Origin of the sequence: Serratia sp. CY81684 (assembly GCF_052166595.1) — a bacterium.
GTDB classification, from domain to species: Bacteria; Pseudomonadota; Gammaproteobacteria; order Enterobacterales; family Enterobacteriaceae; genus Serratia; species Serratia nematodiphila.
The window spans coordinates 1,181,430-1,198,503 of the sequence record NZ_JBJNOO010000003.1 but is presented as its reverse complement, the minus strand read 5'-3'; the positions used below and the strand labels follow the sequence as shown (position 1 = coordinate 1,198,503).

Sequence of the window (17,074 nt, the reverse complement as noted above, 5' to 3'; positions counted from 1 at the left end):
AATGCCAACCGCGGGCATTATAGCCCTTTCCGCCCGCGATCCAAGCCGCCGTTATCGGCGGCACAGCGGACGCCACGCGGGCAAAAGCCGCCCTTTCAATTTCGGCAAGTGCCTTAACTTCATCATATTTATGTAACATAAGCGCCGATAAAAGGTTTCGCCTTGCCCGATCTGTGCGTACACTCATCATTGGTGGTTTGCGAACGGGATTTTTCGCCTTTATGACAACATTTTATACCGTAATCAGTTGGCTCATGGTGTTCGGCTACTGGCTGCTGATCGCCGGCGTGACGATGCGCATTTTGATGAAACGCCGTGCGGTTCCCTCTGCCATGGCCTGGCTGCTGGTTATCTATATTCTGCCGCTGTTCGGCATCGTCGCCTATTTATCGTTCGGCGAACTGCACCTGGGCAAGCGCCGTGCCGAGCGCGCCAAGGCCATGTGGCCGTCGACCGCGCGCTGGCTGAAAGAGTTGAAAGAGAGCCGCCGCATCTTCGCCACCGAATACAGTGAAGTCGCCGAACCGCTGTTCCAGCTGTGCAACCGCCGCCAGGGCATCGACGGCGTCAAGGGCAACCAGCTGCAGCTGCTCACCACTACCGACGACACGTTGAAAGCGCTGATCCGCGACATCGAGCTGGCGCGCCACAACATCGAAATGGTGTTCTATATCTGGCAGCCCGGCGGCCTGGTCGATCAGGTGGCCGAATCGCTGATGGCCGCCGCGCGGCGCGGCGTACACTGCCGTCTGATGCTGGACTCCGCCGGCAGCCTGCCATTTTTCCGCAGCCCCTACCCGGCGATGATGCGCAACGCAGGCATCGAAGTAGTCGAAGCGCTGAAGGTCAACCTGCTGCGCGTATTCCTGCGCCGCATGGATCTGCGCCAGCACCGCAAGGTGGTGCTGATCGACAACTACATCGCCTATACCGGCAGCATGAACATGGTCGACCCGCGCTATTTCAAGCAGGATGCGGGCGTCGGCCAATGGATCGATCTGATGGCGCGCATGGAAGGCCCGGTGGCCACTACGATGGGCATCGTCTATGCCTGCGACTGGGAGATTGAAACCGGCAAGCGCATTCTGCCGCCGCCGCCGGACGTCAACATCATGCCGTTCGAGCAGGAAAGCGGCCATACCATTCAGGTGATCGCCTCCGGCCCCGGCTTCCCCGAGGAGATGATCCACCAGGCGCTGCTGACCGCGGTTTATTCCGCGCGCGAACAGCTGATCATGACCACGCCGTACTTCGTGCCGAGCGACGATCTGCTGCACGCCATCTGCACCGCCGCTCTGCGCGGCGTTGAGGTCAGCATCATCGTGCCGCGCGACAACGATTCGATGATGGTGCGCTGGGCCAGCCGGGCGTTCTTCTCCGAGCTGCTGGAAGCCGGCGTGAAAATCTATCAGTTCGAAGGCGGCCTGTTGCACACCAAGAGCGTGCTGGTCGACGGCCAGCTCAGCCTGGTCGGCACCGTCAATCTCGATATGCGTAGCCTGTGGCTCAACTTCGAGATCACCCTGGTGATCGATGACGACGGCTTCGGCAGCGATCTGGCCTGCGTGCAGGAAGATTACATCGCTCGTTCCAGGCTGCTGAACGCCAAAGAGTGGTTGAAGCGGCCATTCTGGCACCGCCTGGTCGAGCGCCTGTTCTACTTTTTCAGCCCGTTGCTGTAAAAGCCACGGCGAGCGTGCTTTAATAGCGCCAAATCATTTGTTATCAGGATTTTTTTATGGATTTGAATAACCGCCTTACCGAAGACGAAACGCTGGAACAGGCCTACGACATCTTCCTCGAATTGGCCGGCGACAATCTGGATCCGGCGGATATTCTGCTGTTCAATCTGCAGTTTGAAGAGCGCGGCGGCGCAGAACTGTACGACCCCTCCGAAGACTGGAGCGAGCACGTGGATTACGAGCTGAATCCGGACTTCTTCGCCGAAGTGGTGATCGGTCTGGCGGACAGCGACGGCGAGCCGATCAACGACGTGTTCGCCCGCGTGCTGATCTGCCGCGAGAAAGACCACAAGCTGTGCCACATTCTGTGGAAAGAGTGATTCGCCGCTCATATTTCGGATAAAAAAAGCCCCGCTGACTCAGCGGGGCTTTTTGTTGCCGGCTAGCGGCGCATTACAGCGGATCGACCTTCAGGCATGAAACCGCATGACGGAAACTGCCCTCCAGCAGCGGACGCGTCTTGGCGCACTCCGGCCCGGCGATCGGGCAGCGGGTGCGGAACACGCAGCCGGACGGCGGGTTGATCGGCGAAGGCAGCTCCCCTTCCAACAGCTGGATCTGCTTTTCCTTCTCCTTGTCCGGATCCGGAATAGGCACCGCCGACATCAGCGCCTTGGTGTAAGGGTGCTGCGGATTGTGGTACACCTCGTCATAGGTGCCCAGCTCCACCGCATGGCCCAGATACATCACCAGCACGCGATCGGAAATGTGCTTCACCACCGCCAAATCGTGGGCGATAAAGATCAATGACAGCCCCATTTCGCGCTGCAGCTGCTGCAACAGGTTTACCACCTGCGCCTGAATCGACACGTCCAACGCGGAAACCGGCTCGTCGCAGATCACCAGCTTCGGTTCGAGGATCAGCGCTCGCGCGATGCCGATGCGCTGGCATTGGCCACCGGAGAACTCGTGCGGATAACGGTTGATCAGGTTAGGCAGCAGGCCGACCTTCAGCATCATCGCCTTGACCTTGTCCTTCACTTCCTGACGCGGCATTTTCGGGTAGTAAGTGCGCAGCGGCTCGGCGATGATTTCGCCGATGGTCATGCGCGGGTTGAGCGAAGCCAACGGATCCTGGAAGATCATCTGGATATCGCTGCGGGTTTTGCGCCAGTCGGCGTCGTTCATGCCCAGCAGATCTTTACCCAGCCAGGCGACGCGCCCGCTGGTGGCCTTCACCAGGCCGATGATGGCGCGCGCGAAGGTGGATTTGCCGCAGCCGGATTCGCCGACCACGCCCAGGGTTTCCCCCTCGAACAGCCGCAGCGTAACGCCATCGACCGCCTTCAGGGTTTTCGGCGGCTGCCAAAACCACTGCTTATCGTCATGAATGTCGAAGTGCACTTTCAGATCGGCCACTTCGAGCAGCACTTTCTTGTCGGTTACCGCTGTCATACCAACGCCTCCACCGGTTTAAAGCAGGCGCGCAGGCGCCCTTCCCCAAATTGCTCCAATGGCGGAGCACTCGCGCACTGTTCCATGGCGTACGGGCAGCGCGGCTGGAACGGGCAACCTTTCGGCAGCCGCAGCAGGTTCGGCGGGTTGCCGGGAATGGTCAGCAACGCTTCGCCTTCGGCGTCGAGGCGCGGCACCGCGTTCAACAATCCGATGGAGTACGGGTGGCTCGGCTGGTAGAACACCTCGCGCGCGCTGCCGTATTCCATGGTGCGGCCGGCGTACATCACCAGCACCTTGTTGCAGATGCCGGCCACCACGCCCAGATCGTGGGTGATCATGATGATGGCAGTGTTGAACTCGCGCTTGAGCTCGTTGAGCAGCGTCATGATCTGCGCCTGAACGGTCACGTCCAATGCGGTAGTCGGCTCGTCGGCGATCAGCAGCTTCGGCCGGCACAGCAGCGCCATGGCGATCATCACGCGCTGGCGCATGCCGCCGGAAAACTCATGCGGATACATGCGCATGCGCTTGCGCGCTTCCGGCATTTTCACCGCGTCGAGCATGCGCACCGACTCTTCGAAGGCTTCGCTTTTGCTCATTTTCTTATGCAGCATCAGCACTTCCATCAGCTGTTCGCCAACGCGCATATACGGGTTGAGCGAGGTCATCGGGTCCTGGAAGATCATCGAGATCTCTTCGGCCCGCAGCTTGTTGAGCTGGTTTTCCGGCAGGTTGAGGATTTCGCGGCCGTTGAATTTGGCCGAGCCGCCGATGCGGCCATTGCTGGCCAGCAACCCCATCAGGGCGAACGCGGTCTGCGATTTGCCGGAGCCGGATTCGCCGACGATGCCCAGCGTTTCACCGGCGCGCAGATCGAAGTTCAGATCGTTCACCGCCGTCACGTCGCCGTCCGGGGTGGAAAACGTGACGCGCAGGTCTTTCACGTCCAGCAGCGGCGACGCTTTAATGCCGACGGCGGTTTGCAGCTCAGGATGTTCAATGGTGCTCATGGTGGCACTCCTTAACGATCTTTCGGGTCGAGGGCGTCACGCAGGCCATCGCCGATGAAGTTGAAACAGAACAGAGTGACAACCAGGAAACCCGCCGGGAACAGCAGCAACCACGGTGAAACTTCCATTGAGTTGGCGCCGTCGCTGAGCAATGCGCCCCAGCTGCTCAGCGGCTCCTGCGTACCCAGCCCCAGGAAGCTGAGGAAGGATTCGAACAGGATCATGCTCGGCACCAGCAACGAGGCATACACCACCACCACGCCGAGCACGTTCGGCACGATATGCCGCAGCACGATGTTGCGCGTGGAGACGCCGCACACCAGCGCCGCTTCGATGAACTCCTTGCGCTTCAGACCGAGGGTTTGGCCGCGCACGATACGCGCCATGTCCAACCACGACACCATGCCGATCGCCACGAAGATCAGCAGGATATTCTGGCCGAAGAAGGTCACCAGCAGGATCACGAAGAACATGAACGGGAAGGAGTTGAGGATCTCCAGCAGGCGCATCATCACCGAGTCGATCTTGCCGCCCAGATAGCCGGACATCGCGCCGTACAGGGTGCCGACGATCACCGCCACCAGCGCCGCCGCCACGCCGACCATCAGCGAGATGCGCCCGCCGATCGCCACGCGCACCAGCAGATCGCGCCCGGAGGAGTCGGTGCCGAAATAGTGCCCCGATTCAACGCTGGGTGCGGCGGACATCATCGCCCAATCGGTATCGTCGTAGGCGAATTGCGACAGCATCGGCGCCAGCACCACAAACAGTGTGATCAGCGCCAGTATGAACAGGCTGCTGACCGCCGCGCGGTTGTGCATAAAACGCCGACGCGCGTCTTGCCACAGGCTGCGCCCTTCCACTTCCAGCTTCTCGCTGAAGTGTTCCAGAGCTTCGCTGTTCTTTTTAGTCAACATCATTCGCGTGCTCCAGATTAATAACGGATTTTCGGATCGATGACCGCATACAGCACATCGACGATCGCGTTGAACAGAATGGTCAGAGCGCCCACCAGAATGGTCAGGCTCAACACCAGGGAGTAGTCGCGGTTCAGCGCGCCGTTAACGAACAGCTGGCCGATCCCCGGCAGACCGTAGATGGTTTCGATCACCATCGAGCCGGTGATGATCCCGACGAACGCCGGGCCCATGTAGGACAGCACCGGCAACAGCGCCGGCTTCAGCGCGTGGCGGAAAATGATGCGACGCATCGGCAAGCCTTTGGCGCGCGCGGTGCGGATGAAGTTGGAGTGCAACACTTCAATCATCGAGCCGCGCGTGATACGGGCGATGCTGGCGATATAGGCCAGCGACAACGCCACCATCGGCAAGATGATGAACTTAGGCGCACCGCCGTTCCAGCCGCCGCCCGGCAGCCATTTCAACGTGATGGCAAAGATCAGCACCAACAGCGGCGCCACCACGAAACTGGGTATCACCACCCCGGTCATGGCGAACCCCATTACCGTATAGTCCCATTTGGTGTTTTGATTCAACGCCGCGATCACGCCGGCGCTCACGCCCAGCACCACCGCCAACAGAAACGCGGCCAGGCCGAGCTTGGCGGACACCGGGAAAGAACTGGCCACCAAATCGTTGACCGAATAGTCCTTGTATTTAAAGGACGGGCCGAAGTCTCCCTGCGCAAGCTGCGCCAGATAATGACCGTACTGTTTCCAGATCGGGTCGTTCAAATGGTATTTGGCTTCGATATTCGCCATGACTTCCGGCGGTAATGCGCGTTCCCCGGTAAATGGACTGCCGGGCGCCAGGCGCATCATGAAGAATGAGATGGTGATAAGGATAAATAGTGTCGGGATCGCTTCCAACAAGCGACGAAGTATAAATTTCAGCATTGCCCTAACCCTGTGCGACAGCCTGATGACGGCTTATTATTCTCAACATGGGCCGGCGGCCTGCGCCGCCGGCTCTTACCGTATCAATGCTTGATGATGTACAGGTTTTTGTCGTACACGTTATCAAGCGGGTCTTTGCCGGTGTAGCCACCGACGTAAGGTTTCACCAGACGGGCGTTCACGTAGTAATACAGCGGAACGATGGCGGAATCTTTATCCAGCTGAACTTCCGCTTTCTGATACAGATCGGCGCGCTCGTCTTTGCTCTTCGCGGTCAACACGTTGGCCATCAGCTTATCGAACTCGGCGCTTTTGTAGTGCGGGGTGTTACTGCTGCTGTCGGACAGCATCATGTTCAGGAACGAACTCGGTTCGTTGTAGTCGGCGCACCAGCCGGCGCGCGCCACGTCATAGGTGCCCTGATGGCGGGTATCCAGGAAGGTTTTCCACTCCTGGTTCACCAGCTTCACGTCCACGCCCAGATTTTTCTTCCAGATGGAGGCGGCGGCGATCGCCAGCTTCTTGTGCAGGTCTGACGTGTTGTACAACAGGGAGAAGGTCAGCGGTTTACCCGGGCCGTAGCCGGCTTCCGCCAGCAGTTTCTTCGCCACTTCGTTGCGTTTTTCCTGCGTCCAACCGAACCACTCCGGCGGGGTCAGCTTGGCGCCGTCGGTGTATGGCGGCGTAAAGCTGTAGGCCGGCAGATCGCCCTGGTTTTTCACCTTGTTGACGATGATGTCGCGATCCATACCCAGCTTCAGCGCTTCACGCACGCGCGCATCGGTGAACGGCGCCTTCTGGTTGTTGATTTCGTAGTAATAGGTGCACAGATAAGGATCGACGTGCACCTCTTTCGGGATCTCTTTCTTCAGCTTCTGGAACAGTTCGATCGGCATGTTGTTATAAGTCATGTCGATTTCGCCGGTGCGGTAGCGGTTAACGTCGGTCACTTCCGACGAAATAGGCAGGAACGTCACTTTATTGATGATGGTTTTGGCGTTATCCCAATATTCCGGGTTGCGTTCCAGTACGATGCGTTCGTTGACAATCCAGTCTTTCAGTTTGTAGGCGCCGTTGCTGACGTAGTTGGCCGGCAGCGTCCACTTCTCGCCGAATTTCTCCACCGCCTCTTTATAAACCGGCTTCATGGCGTAGTGCGGGGTCATTTCAACCAGATAAGGCACCGGCTCGCTCAGGGTCACCTGGAAAGTGTGGTCGTCGATGGCCTTCACGCCCAGCGTCGACTTGTCTTTTTTACCGGCGATGATGTCATCGACGTTTTCCACATGGGCGTACTGCAGGTAGCTGGCGTAAGGCGACGCGGTTTTCGGATCCACTACGCGCTGCCAGCTGTAGACGAAATCTTGCGCCGTCACCGGCTTGCCGTTGGACCATTTGGCGTCTTTGCGCAGGTGGAAGGTCCAGACTTTGAAATCCTTGTTATCCCAGCTTTCCGCGACGCCCGGCACGATGGAACCGTCCGGGCTGTTGTTCGCCAGGCCTTCCATCAGATCGCGGGTCACGTTGTTTTCCGGCACGCCCTCGATTTTATGCGGATCCAGCGACTGCACTTCGGAACCGTTGTTTTTGACGATTTCTTGCTTATCCGCCAGCTGCACCCCCGCAGGAACGTCGGCGGCGAACGCGCCGGTGGTTGCTGTGATGCCGAGCGCGGCGATGACGCCGGCGGCAATGAGGGTTTTCTTCGTGATGTTGGTCATACTTATCGACTCCAGTTTTTATTATCACAGGCTCTTCGTGGAACCTGCGTTGCCCGTAAGCGGACTCTGTTTTCCCGCCGCCGCGGAACGAATGCGGCGGCCGGCCTTCCCTATATTCCCCAGCGCCTCGGCGTGAGGAATACCCCTTTACTGCTTGATAATGTAAAGATTTTTAACGTCGGTATAGTCCAGCGGATCTTTGCCGGTGAACCCGCCTACCGTCGGCTTAATCAACCGCGCGCTGACGCGGTAATACACCGGGATCAACGCGGAGTCTTTGTCCAGTTGCGCTTCTGCCTGCTGATAGAGCGCGGCGCGCGCGGCCTCATCCGGTGCCTTCAGGGTGGCGGCCATGATGGCGTCGAACGCCGGGCTCTTATAAAACACGGTATTGATGCTGCTGTTGGACAGCACCAGGTTCAGGAACGCGCTGGGCTCGTTGTAATCCCCGCACCAGGTGGCGCGCGCCACGTCGTATTGCCCCTGATGGCGGCTTTCCAGCGAGGTCTTCCACTCCTGATTGCGCAGCGTGACGTCGGCGCCGAGGTTCTTTTTCCACATCGACGCGGCGGCGATCGCCTGCTGTTTGTTTTGATCGGAGGTGTTGTACAGCAGCGAGAATTTCAGCGGCTTGGCGTCGCTGTAACCCGCTTCCGCCAGCAGTTTCTTGGCTTCGGCGTTGCGCTGTTCCTGGCTCCAGCCGGCCCAGGCGGGCTGCGTGAAGTTGGCGCCTTCGGTGAAGGTTGGCGTGAAACTGTAGGCCGGGATCTGCCCCTGGCCCATGATCTTGTTGGCGATGATGTCGCGATCCAGCGTCATCTTCACCGCCGCACGCACCCGCGGATCGGTGAACGGCGCCCGCTGGTTATTGAGTTCGTAATAGAAAGTGCACAGATAAGGGTTAACGTGCAGTTGCTCGGGCACTTCACGCTTCATTTTGACGTACAGGTACGGCGGAATGGCGCTGTTGGTGATGTCGATCTCGCCGCTGCGGAAGCGGTTGACGTCGCTGACTTCGGAAGCGATCGGCAGGAAGGTCGCCTGATTGATCACCGTCTGCTTGTTGTTCCAGTAGCTCGGGCTGCGCTCCAGCACAATGCGCTCGTTCACCACCCACTCTTTCAGACGGTAAGCGCCGTTGCCGACATAGTTGGCGGGCAGCGTCCATTTGTCGCCGAATTTCTCCACTACCGCGCGCTTCACCGGTTTGAGCGACGTGTGGCTCAGCATGCTGATGAAATACGGCACCGGTTCGCTCAGCGTCACCTGCAGCGTCTGGTCGTCCAGCGCCTTGACGCCGAGGGCCTGTGGAGGCTTCTTACCGGTCAGGATATCGTCGATATTGTCGACTTTGGTGTACTGCAGGTAGCTGGCATAGGGCGAGGCGATTTTCGGATCGGCCAGGCGCTGCCAGCTGTAGACGAAGTCTTGCGCGGTCACCGGGCTGCCGTCGCTCCACACCGCGCCGGGGCGCAGGTGGAAGGTCCATTGCTGATAATTCTGGTTTTCCCAGCTCGCCGCCGCCGCCGGTACCACATGCCCGTTGGCGTCGGTGCTCACCAGCCCTTCCAGCAGGTTAAGAATGATATTGCTTTCCGGTACGCCCTCGACCTTATGCGGATCCAATGAAGCCACTTCGCTGCCGTTATTGATCACAATATTCTGCTGCTGCGCCAACTGAACGCCGGCCGGCACTTCCGCCGCCAAACTGCTATTTATGGCGCCGACGCTCAGCGCGCCGCTAATCAACAAGGTCAAAGAAGTGCACTTCAGGGTTTGCTGCATAATCGAGGCTCCTTTTCACCGACAAGCATCGCTTATCGAAGTTTGTGAAGTGTTTATAAGAATTCTAAATAAACGGATACCAGCAAAAATCATTCCCGTTTTTATGGCGCATTTCAGTTAATTGACCACGGGAAAGTTGCTCGGAAATTAGCAGAAGCCAAATTCCATAGCCAATAAATTTTACGAAAATGTTAAGCAATTCTCTTTTATCGCACGAAGCCCGATCCGGCCCCCAAGATCGAGGACGCGGAGAAACAAAATCATCGCTATGATTTTAAAGAAAAAAAAGACGAAATCATTTCATTTGAAACCATCAACGCAATCTCATTACCGCACAAAGAAACATTCAGTTAACAATCCGGGCATTCAAAGAACAAACACCTGCCTATGGTCGGTTAATCACTAATAACACCTGGATGAAAGTGAGACAAGCCCCACAGAATGATGTGATTAATTTAACAACAGCTTTACCGTTGAGCGGGGGCAAAACGCGCAGAAATGGGGGAAGAAAAGTGTCTGAAATAACGCTTAGCGTTTTTTTTGCACAGCAACATGAGATTTATGCAACATAAGAGTGCAACCGCATAAATTTTATTCATCCTGTGCACTATAATAATGCGAACCAATAAATAATTTAAACTTTAAAATTAATTTTAGCCGCGCCAAGGCGAAAGGTGCGCGGCTAAACAAAGGGTATTACAACAGGCCGGGGAATATCGCCTTAATGCCGGTAACGATAAACTCGATCCCGAGCGCCATCAGCAACAGACCCATGATACGGGTGATCACGTTGATGCCGGTCTGCCCAAGCAAACGCACCAACAGCGGCGCGGCGCGGAACAACAACCAACAGCAAAAGGCGAACAAGGCGATCGCGACCGTAAAGCCGAGCAGGCTTTGCCAGTTGTGATAACGGGAACTCCACACGATGGTGGAACTGATCGCCCCCGGCCCCGCCATCAGCGGCAGTGCTAACGGCACCACGCCGATGCTCTCGCGGATCGCGCTCTCCGATTTTTCCTGTTTGTTCTGTTTGTCTTCTCCCAGCTTGCCGCTGATCATCGACATGGCGATGGTCACCACCAGAATACCGCCGGCGATGCGGAACGAATCGATGGAGATGCCGAACATCCGCAAGATCCCTTCGCCCAGGAACAGCGATGTCCACAGAATAATGGCGACCGACAGGTTGGCGGTCAGGTTGGTTTTATTGCGCCCTGCTTCCGCCTGGTAGCTGGTCATGCTGATAAACACCGGCAAGATGCCCACCGGGTTGACCAGTGCAAACAGACCGACAAAGAACTTGATAAAGCCGGAAAGATCCAACAGAGATTGGCCCACAGATGGCTCCGCGTTAAGTGCTATAAAAAGGTGTGCTGCCTATGCGCGCTAATGTAATGGAATTGCCGCGGGTAATCCATCCGGCCAGAGCAGCATTTTTGACTACCAGCAAGTTAGGCAACAAAACAAATGCCCTTTGTTAAAGTGATGTATGGCCTTTTGATTTTTTATGTTGAAAAAAGAGTCATCGATCACAGTTATTGATAACCACTCTCAACACCGTCAAGCTGAAAGGTGTCAGCTTGCACTTTTCATGATTTAGATCACAAATCAACTACCCAACAGTGGGTAAGCTCTTAGTCGTAGTCAGGGAGTAGAACAAAGTCGGTGGCAATCCAGCCGGTTCCGTTCTCTTCACTGCCTGCCCCTCCGGTTGGCGCAGGGTAAAGCTCTTTAAGCAAATCAGCAGCATGCGAAGAAATAACGCGGGAAACCCCCGGTATTCGAATCACCGTTTATTCCCGTTATGACTATACTAGTGGCTCGCACGGCTTATTTACTGAAAGAGTTTAACATTATCAGGAGAGCATTATGGCTGTAACGAATGTCGCTGAACTGAACGAGCTTGTCGCACGTGTCAAAAAAGCCCAGCGCGAATATGCCAACTTCACTCAAGAGCAAGTGGATAAAATCTTCCGCGCTGCCGCCCTCGCCGCTGCTGATGCCCGTATCCCGTTGGCCAAAATGGCCGTGGAAGAATCCGGAATGGGTATCGTCGAAGACAAAGTGATCAAAAACCACTTCGCTTCCGAGTACATCTACAACGCCTATAAAGATGAAAAAACCTGTGGCATCCTGTCTGAAGATGACACTTTCGGTACCATCACCATCGCCGAACCTATCGGCCTGATTTGCGGTATCGTCCCTACCACCAACCCAACTTCTACCGCGATCTTCAAAGCGCTGATCAGCCTGAAAACCCGTAACGGCATCATCTTCTCGCCGCACCCGCGTGCGAAGAATGCCACCAATAAAGCCGCCGATATCGTGCTGCAAGCCGCTATCGCCGCCGGCGCGCCAAAAGACATCATCGGTTGGATCGACCAACCTACCGTCGAGCTGTCCAACCAGCTGATGCACCACCCTGACATCAACCTGATCCTGGCCACCGGTGGCCCGGGTATGGTGAAAGCCGCCTACAGCTCCGGCAAACCGGCCATCGGCGTCGGCGCCGGTAATACGCCGGTCGTGGTAGACGAAACCGCAGACATCAAGCGCGTGGTCGCCTCTATCCTGATGTCCAAAACCTTCGACAGCGGCGTTATCTGCGCTTCCGAACAGTCGGTCATCGTCGTTGACGCTATCTATGATGCGGTACGCGAACGCTTCGCTTCCCACGGCGGCTATCTGCTGCAGGGTAAAGAACTGAAAGCGGTGCAGGACATCATCCTGAAAAACGGCGGTCTGAATGCGGCCATCGTCGGGCAGTCAGCACCGAAAATCGCCGAAATGGCAGGCATCAAAGTGCCGGCCAACACCAAAGTGCTGATCGGTGAAGTGAAGCTGGTCGACGAGTCCGAACCTTTCGCACATGAAAAACTGTCGCCTACCCTGGCGATGTACCGTGCCAAAGACTTCGAAGACGCCGTCGCCAAAGCCGAAAAACTGGTCGCCATGGGCGGTATCGGCCACACCTCCTGCCTGTACACCGACCAGGATAACCAAACGGCTCGCATCGCCTACTTCGGCGATAAAATGAAAACGGCTCGCATCCTGATCAACACCCCGGCTTCTCAGGGCGGTATCGGCGACCTGTATAACTTCAAACTCGCGCCTTCGCTGACGCTGGGTTGCGGTTCCTGGGGTGGCAACTCCATCTCTGAAAACGTCGGACCTAAACACCTGATCAACAAGAAAACTGTAGCGAAGCGAGCAGAAAACATGTTGTGGCACAAACTTCCGAAATCGATCTACTTCCGCCGTGGCTCGCTGCCTATCGCGCTGGAAGAAGTGGCGACCGACGGGGCGAAACGCGCCTTCATCGTGACCGACCGTTTCCTGTTCAACAACGGCTATGCTGACCAGATCACCAAGGTTCTGAAGTCTCACGGCATCGAAACCGAAGTGTTCTTCGAAGTGGAAGCCGATCCGACGCTGAGCATCGTGCGCAAAGGCGCCGAGCAGATGAACTCCTTCAAACCGGACGTCATCATCGCGCTGGGCGGCGGTTCGCCGATGGACGCCGCGAAAATCATGTGGGTGCTGTACGAACATCCTGAAACCCACTTCGAGGATCTGGCGCTGCGCTTCATGGACATCCGCAAGCGTATCTACAAATTCCCGAAAATGGGCGTGAAAGCGAAAATGATCGCCATCACCACAACCTCAGGTACCGGTTCAGAAGTCACGCCGTTCGCGGTCGTGACCGACGACGCCACCGGGCAGAAATACCCGCTGGCCGACTATGCGCTGACCCCGGACATGGCGATTGTCGACGCCAACCTGGTGATGAACATGCCGAAATCCCTGTGCGCCTTCGGTGGCCTGGATGCGGTGACCCACGCGCTGGAAGCCTACGTCTCGGTGCTGGCGAACGAATACTCCGACGGCCAGGCGCTGCAGGCGCTGAAACTGTTGAAAGAGTATCTGCCGGCCAGCTACAAAGAAGGCGCGAAAAACCCGGTTGCCCGTGAACGCGTGCACAACGCCGCCACCATCGCCGGTATCGCTTTCGCCAACGCCTTCCTCGGGGTTTGTCACTCCATGGCGCACAAACTGGGTTCGGAGTTCCACATTCCGCACGGCCTGGCCAACGCGATGCTGATTTCCAACGTCATTCGCTACAACGCGAACGACAACCCGACCAAGCAGACGGCCTTCAGCCAGTACGACCGCCCTCAGGCGCGCCGCCGCTACGCTGAAATCGCCGACCACCTCGGCCTGAGCGCACCGGGCGACCGCACCGCGCAGAAGATTGAGAAACTGCTGGCCTGGCTGGACGAGCTGAAAACCGAGCTGGGCATCCCAACCTCCATCCGTGAGGCGGGTGTGCAGGAGGCAGACTTCCTGGCGAAAGTCGACAAGCTGTCGGAAGACGCGTTCGACGACCAATGCACCGGCGCCAACCCACGCTATCCGCTGATTGCCGAACTGAAGCAAATCATGCTGGATACCTTCTACGGCCGCGAATTCAACGAAGCAGTCGAAGAGGAAGCGGCAGCTCCGGCTGCAGCCAAAGCCGCGGTAAAGAAGCCCAAGAAATAACGGTTTCGTGAACCGATAAAAAAACCCGCCAAACGGCGGGTTTTTTATTGCGCCGGAGGCGCTGCATTTCGACTCACGCCGCCAAAACTCCTCAGCGGGCTTTGGCGGCGTTTTCTCCCCTACTCCTGGGAGTGAATCGCCTCTTTATAATGCTTGCGGCAGACGGAGACATAGCTCTCGTTACCGCCAATCACCACCTGCTCACCGGCGTGCATCGCCTGGCCGTTTTCATCCAACCGCAACACCATATTGGCTTTGCGCCCACAGTGACAGATGGTTTTCAATTCCACCAGCTTATCGGCCCAGGCCAGCAAATATTGGCTGCCGGTAAACAGCTCACCGAGAAAATCGGTACGCAGGCCGTAGCACAATACGGGAATGTCCAGTTGGTCCACCACATCGCACAATTGCTCAACCTGCGCCTTGGTCAGGAACTGGCTTTCATCCAGCAGTACACAATGCACCGGCTGCTGTTGATGCTCTTGCTGAATCATGGCGTACAGCATCGAGTCGTTGTTATAGAGCTGGGCCTGCGAGGATAAACCGATGCGCGAGCTGACCTTACCTACGCCAAAGCGGTGATCGATCTCCGCAGTGAACACCAGCGTGCGCATACCACGTTCTTGATAGTTATATGAAGACTGTAGCAGCGCAGTGGACTTGCCGGCATTCATCGCAGAGTAATAAAAATAAAGTTGAGCCATGGCCCCGCAACTCCGATGGTATAAGAAATATTCAAATGTCGATTAAGACGGTAAGTGTACCATAAGCCGCCCCCCAGGCTCAGCCCAAAGCGAACGAATATTGCGTTCGCCGTAATAATGCGCTTTCAAGCGAAACATATCGTTCTGTCGGCCCGTTCTTTTTACAGCTATTTACAGGATAATGTATGCCTGTCATCACTATTAATTCTTGCTAATGGTTAACCGCGATCATTTGCCCATTAATGCATAATCACCCTTTCGCCGCGGCGGGTGCCGCAACCGCAACGGCGCGCCAGTCTATTATACACGGGGCCAATACAGGGCATTTAATCACCTCCGCTGTCCCCGACGTTTCCTGACGCAATCTTTACCTATATACCCCTATTGTTTACAATGTCTGCCTTGCCATGACGTGATTAAGCCCACAGAACCCATTGTAATATTGATATAAATTACGGCGATAACTTATCGATGAAAGCCTTGCGACACGCGCCTTTTAAAGCATGCCTGCTGAAATTTTGACTTAAGTGCGACAAGGGTAATAGTTAACAGCCCTTCCTATATTAGTCGGACAGATCCGATTAACGGTTTTTTAAAAGGTAAATTTGAGTATTCAAGTCAATTTGGCTATTGCAGAAAAGAAAATAGCGCTCTATTATTATCGAGACGCCCCCCACCAATATAATTTGAGACTAGGACAATGAGCGAAGCATTAAAGATTTTGAACAACATCCGCACTCTGCGCGCCCAGGCAAGAGAATGCACACTGGAAACGCTGGAAGAAATGCTCGAGAAACTGGAAGTTGTTGTGAACGAACGTCGCGAAGAAGACAGCCAGGCTCAAGCAGAAATCGAAGAACGCACCCGTAAACTGCAGCAATACCGCGAAATGCTGATTGCTGACGGTATCGATCCGAATGAACTGCTGCAAACCATGGCTGCCAACAAGGCTGCCGGTAAAGCAAAACGCGCAGCACGTCCTGCTAAATACCAATATAAAGACGAAAACGGCGAATTGAAAACCTGGACCGGCCAAGGCCGTACTCCAGCGGTGATTAAGAAAGCTATCGAAGAGCAAGGTAAATCTCTGGACGATTTCCTGCTGTAATAGCGATTCAGCCCGTATCTGAAAGGCTCCCTGCGGGGGGCCTTTTCATTTTAAAGCTTATCGCCGCGATCCTGCCTCATCCCTTTCCTTTTAGTAAATATCCTAATTCGCATTTTGTTCCTTGCATGAGGTTCCAGCGATAAAAAAGGGCCCTAAGGCCCCTTTGTCGCATATACCCTCGTTCAATTATTGAACCTGGTAGAATGCCTTATACCAATCAACAAAGCGCTTCACACCCTCTTCAACGCTGGTTTCCGGCTTAAAACCAATGTCACGATAAAGCTCCGCGGTATCCGCGCTGGTATCCATCACGTCGCCAGGTTGCATTGGCAGCATATTCTTGCGGGCAGTTAGCCCCAAAGCCTGCTCCAACGCCGTGATATATTCCATCAGTTTAACGGGGGTGTTATTGCCGATATTATAAACATGATACGGCGCGGAACTGGTCGCCGGCGATCCCTGTTCAACGGTCCATGACGGATCTGCCTGCGGAATAACCGCCTGCAGCCGCACAATCGCCTCGGTGATATCATCAATGTAAGTAAAGTCACGGTGCATTTCACCGTGGTTATATACATCGATACTCTCCCCCGCCAATATGGCCTTGGTAAACTTGAACAGCGCCATATCCGGACGCCCCCAGGGACCATATACGGTAAAGAAGCGTAGCCCCGTCGTCGGGAGACCGTATAAATGAGCGTAACTGTGTGACATCAGCTCATTGGCTTTTTTGGTTGCCGCATACAGTGACACAGGGTGGTCGACCGAATCTTCGGTAGCAAACGGCAACTTGCGATTGAGGCCATAAACAGAGCTGGAGGAGGCGTAAAGTAAATGCTCGACCTTATTATGACGGCAGCCTTCCAGAACGTTCAAATGACCGATCAGGTTAGCGTCCGCATAAGCCAACGGGTTGACCAGCGAATAACGCACGCCGGCTTGGGCACCCAAATGAATGACTCGTTGGAACTGATGCTCGGCGAACAATATCGCCATGCCTTCACGATCGGCCAAATCCAACTTGATGAAGCGGAATCCCGGCTTATCCGCCAGTCTGTCCAGACGGGCCATTTTCAGGCCCACGTCATAATAGTCATTCAGGTTATCGATGCCGACAACCTGATGCCCGGCGGTCAACAAACGCTCTGCAACGTGATAACCAATAAACCCTGCGGCGCCTGTAACCAGGAATTTCATGCCCACTCC

13 protein-coding genes are annotated in these 17,074 nt (G+C 55.9%); 4 read left to right on the top strand and 9 right to left on the bottom strand.

What is annotated here, in order from left to right:
• Nucleotides 1-221 precede the first annotated feature (221 nt).
• Together cls and ACJ8QF_RS13585 are read left to right on the top strand one after the other, a co-directional pair.
• The gene (cls, locus tag ACJ8QF_RS13590) at nucleotides 222-1,682 is read left to right on the top strand and encodes a cardiolipin synthase (protein WP_049187821.1); all 1,461 of its coding nucleotides are present in this window, start codon (nucleotides 222-224) and stop codon (nucleotides 1,680-1,682) included.
• Nucleotides 1,683-1,738: 56 nt separating this feature from the next.
• A complete protein-coding gene (locus ACJ8QF_RS13585; RefSeq protein WP_442537582.1) occupies nucleotides 1,739-2,062 on the top strand; it encodes an HI1450 family dsDNA-mimic protein in 324 nt (107 codons plus the stop codon).
• A 73-nt stretch (nucleotides 2,063-2,135) separates the two neighbouring features.
• Here ACJ8QF_RS13585 and oppF read toward each other — a convergent pair whose 3' ends face one another.
• The 7 genes from oppF to ACJ8QF_RS13550 form a co-directional block, all read right to left on the bottom strand.
• Nucleotides 2,136-3,137 carry a murein tripeptide/oligopeptide ABC transporter ATP binding protein OppF gene (gene oppF, locus ACJ8QF_RS13580; protein WP_004932143.1) on the bottom strand — a complete coding sequence of 334 codons (1,002 nt, stop codon included), beginning with the start codon at nucleotides 3,135-3,137 and terminating at the stop codon, nucleotides 2,136-2,138.
• Nucleotides 3,134-4,150, bottom strand: a complete 1,017-nt coding sequence (locus ACJ8QF_RS13575; RefSeq protein ID WP_004932146.1) for an ABC transporter ATP-binding protein — start codon at nucleotides 4,148-4,150, stop codon at nucleotides 3,134-3,136. Before ACJ8QF_RS13575 ends, oppF begins: the two co-directional genes overlap by 4 nt.
• A gap of 11 nt (nucleotides 4,151-4,161) precedes the next feature.
• Nucleotides 4,162-5,070, bottom strand: a complete 909-nt coding sequence (oppC, locus tag ACJ8QF_RS13570; protein WP_004932149.1) for an oligopeptide ABC transporter permease OppC — start codon at nucleotides 5,068-5,070, stop codon at nucleotides 4,162-4,164.
• Nucleotides 5,071-5,084: 14 nt separating this feature from the next.
• Entirely contained in the window at nucleotides 5,085-6,005 is a 921-nt protein-coding gene (gene oppB / locus ACJ8QF_RS13565) for an oligopeptide ABC transporter permease OppB (protein WP_004932150.1), read from the bottom strand.
• An 83-nt stretch (nucleotides 6,006-6,088) separates the two neighbouring features.
• A complete protein-coding gene (gene oppA / locus ACJ8QF_RS13560) occupies nucleotides 6,089-7,726 on the bottom strand; it encodes an oligopeptide ABC transporter substrate-binding protein OppA (protein WP_004932153.1) in 1,638 nt (545 codons plus the stop codon).
• A 147-nt stretch (nucleotides 7,727-7,873) separates the two neighbouring features.
• Nucleotides 7,874-9,511: an ABC transporter substrate-binding protein gene (locus ACJ8QF_RS13555; RefSeq protein ID WP_049187818.1), complete on the bottom strand. Its 1,638-nt coding sequence runs from the start codon at nucleotides 9,509-9,511 to the stop codon at nucleotides 7,874-7,876.
• A gap of 696 nt (nucleotides 9,512-10,207) precedes the next feature.
• On the bottom strand, nucleotides 10,208-10,852 hold the full coding sequence (locus tag ACJ8QF_RS13550) for a YchE family NAAT transporter (RefSeq protein WP_015378089.1): 645 nt from the start codon (nucleotides 10,850-10,852) through the stop codon (nucleotides 10,208-10,210).
• A 531-nt stretch (nucleotides 10,853-11,383) separates the two neighbouring features.
• Between ACJ8QF_RS13550 and adhE the strand changes: the two genes are divergently transcribed.
• Nucleotides 11,384-14,056 (top strand): bifunctional acetaldehyde-CoA/alcohol dehydrogenase, encoded by a 2,673-nt coding sequence (gene adhE / locus ACJ8QF_RS13545; RefSeq protein ID WP_342578917.1) that lies wholly within the window; start codon nucleotides 11,384-11,386, stop codon nucleotides 14,054-14,056.
• Nucleotides 14,057-14,175: 119 nt separating this feature from the next.
• Here adhE and ACJ8QF_RS13540 read toward each other — a convergent pair whose 3' ends face one another.
• Nucleotides 14,176-14,760: a thymidine kinase gene (locus ACJ8QF_RS13540; protein WP_154870282.1), complete on the bottom strand. Its 585-nt coding sequence runs from the start codon at nucleotides 14,758-14,760 to the stop codon at nucleotides 14,176-14,178.
• A 700-nt stretch (nucleotides 14,761-15,460) separates the two neighbouring features.
• Between ACJ8QF_RS13540 and hns the strand changes: the two genes are divergently transcribed.
• A complete protein-coding gene (gene hns, locus ACJ8QF_RS13535; RefSeq protein WP_004932170.1) occupies nucleotides 15,461-15,868 on the top strand; it encodes a histone-like nucleoid-structuring protein H-NS in 408 nt (135 codons plus the stop codon).
• A 186-nt stretch (nucleotides 15,869-16,054) separates the two neighbouring features.
• Here the strand turns inward: hns and ACJ8QF_RS13530 are convergent, their stop codons facing one another.
• A complete protein-coding gene (locus ACJ8QF_RS13530) occupies nucleotides 16,055-17,065 on the bottom strand; it encodes an NAD-dependent epimerase (protein WP_442537581.1) in 1,011 nt (336 codons plus the stop codon).
• Between the last annotated feature and the right edge of the window lie 9 nt (nucleotides 17,066-17,074).

What these genes read in the sequence shown, in the direction of transcription:
- cls (WP_049187821.1), top strand. Translation starts at nt 222, where the DNA reads ATGACAACATTTTATACCGTAATCAGTTGGCTCATGGTGTTCGGCTAC.
- ACJ8QF_RS13585 (WP_442537582.1), top strand. Translation starts at nt 1,739, where the DNA reads ATGGATTTGAATAACCGCCTTACCGAAGACGAAACGCTGGAACAGGCC.
- oppF (WP_004932143.1), bottom strand. Translation starts at nt 3,137, where the DNA reads ATGACAGCGGTAACCGACAAGAAAGTGCTGCTCGAAGTGGCCGATCTG.
- ACJ8QF_RS13575 (WP_004932146.1), bottom strand. Translation starts at nt 4,150, where the DNA reads ATGAGCACCATTGAACATCCTGAGCTGCAAACCGCCGTCGGCATTAAA.
- oppC (WP_004932149.1), bottom strand. Translation starts at nt 5,070, where the DNA reads ATGATGTTGACTAAAAAGAACAGCGAAGCTCTGGAACACTTCAGCGAG.
- oppB (WP_004932150.1), bottom strand. Translation starts at nt 6,005, where the DNA reads ATGCTGAAATTTATACTTCGTCGCTTGTTGGAAGCGATCCCGACACTA.
- oppA (WP_004932153.1), bottom strand. Translation starts at nt 7,726, where the DNA reads ATGACCAACATCACGAAGAAAACCCTCATTGCCGCCGGCGTCATCGCC.
- ACJ8QF_RS13555 (WP_049187818.1), bottom strand. Translation starts at nt 9,511, where the DNA reads ATGCAGCAAACCCTGAAGTGCACTTCTTTGACCTTGTTGATTAGCGGC.
- adhE (WP_342578917.1), top strand. Translation starts at nt 11,384, where the DNA reads ATGGCTGTAACGAATGTCGCTGAACTGAACGAGCTTGTCGCACGTGTC.
- ACJ8QF_RS13540 (WP_154870282.1), bottom strand. Translation starts at nt 14,760, where the DNA reads ATGGCTCAACTTTATTTTTATTACTCTGCGATGAATGCCGGCAAGTCC.
- hns (WP_004932170.1), top strand. Translation starts at nt 15,461, where the DNA reads ATGAGCGAAGCATTAAAGATTTTGAACAACATCCGCACTCTGCGCGCC.
- ACJ8QF_RS13530 (WP_442537581.1), bottom strand. Translation starts at nt 17,065, where the DNA reads ATGAAATTCCTGGTTACAGGCGCCGCAGGGTTTATTGGTTATCACGTT.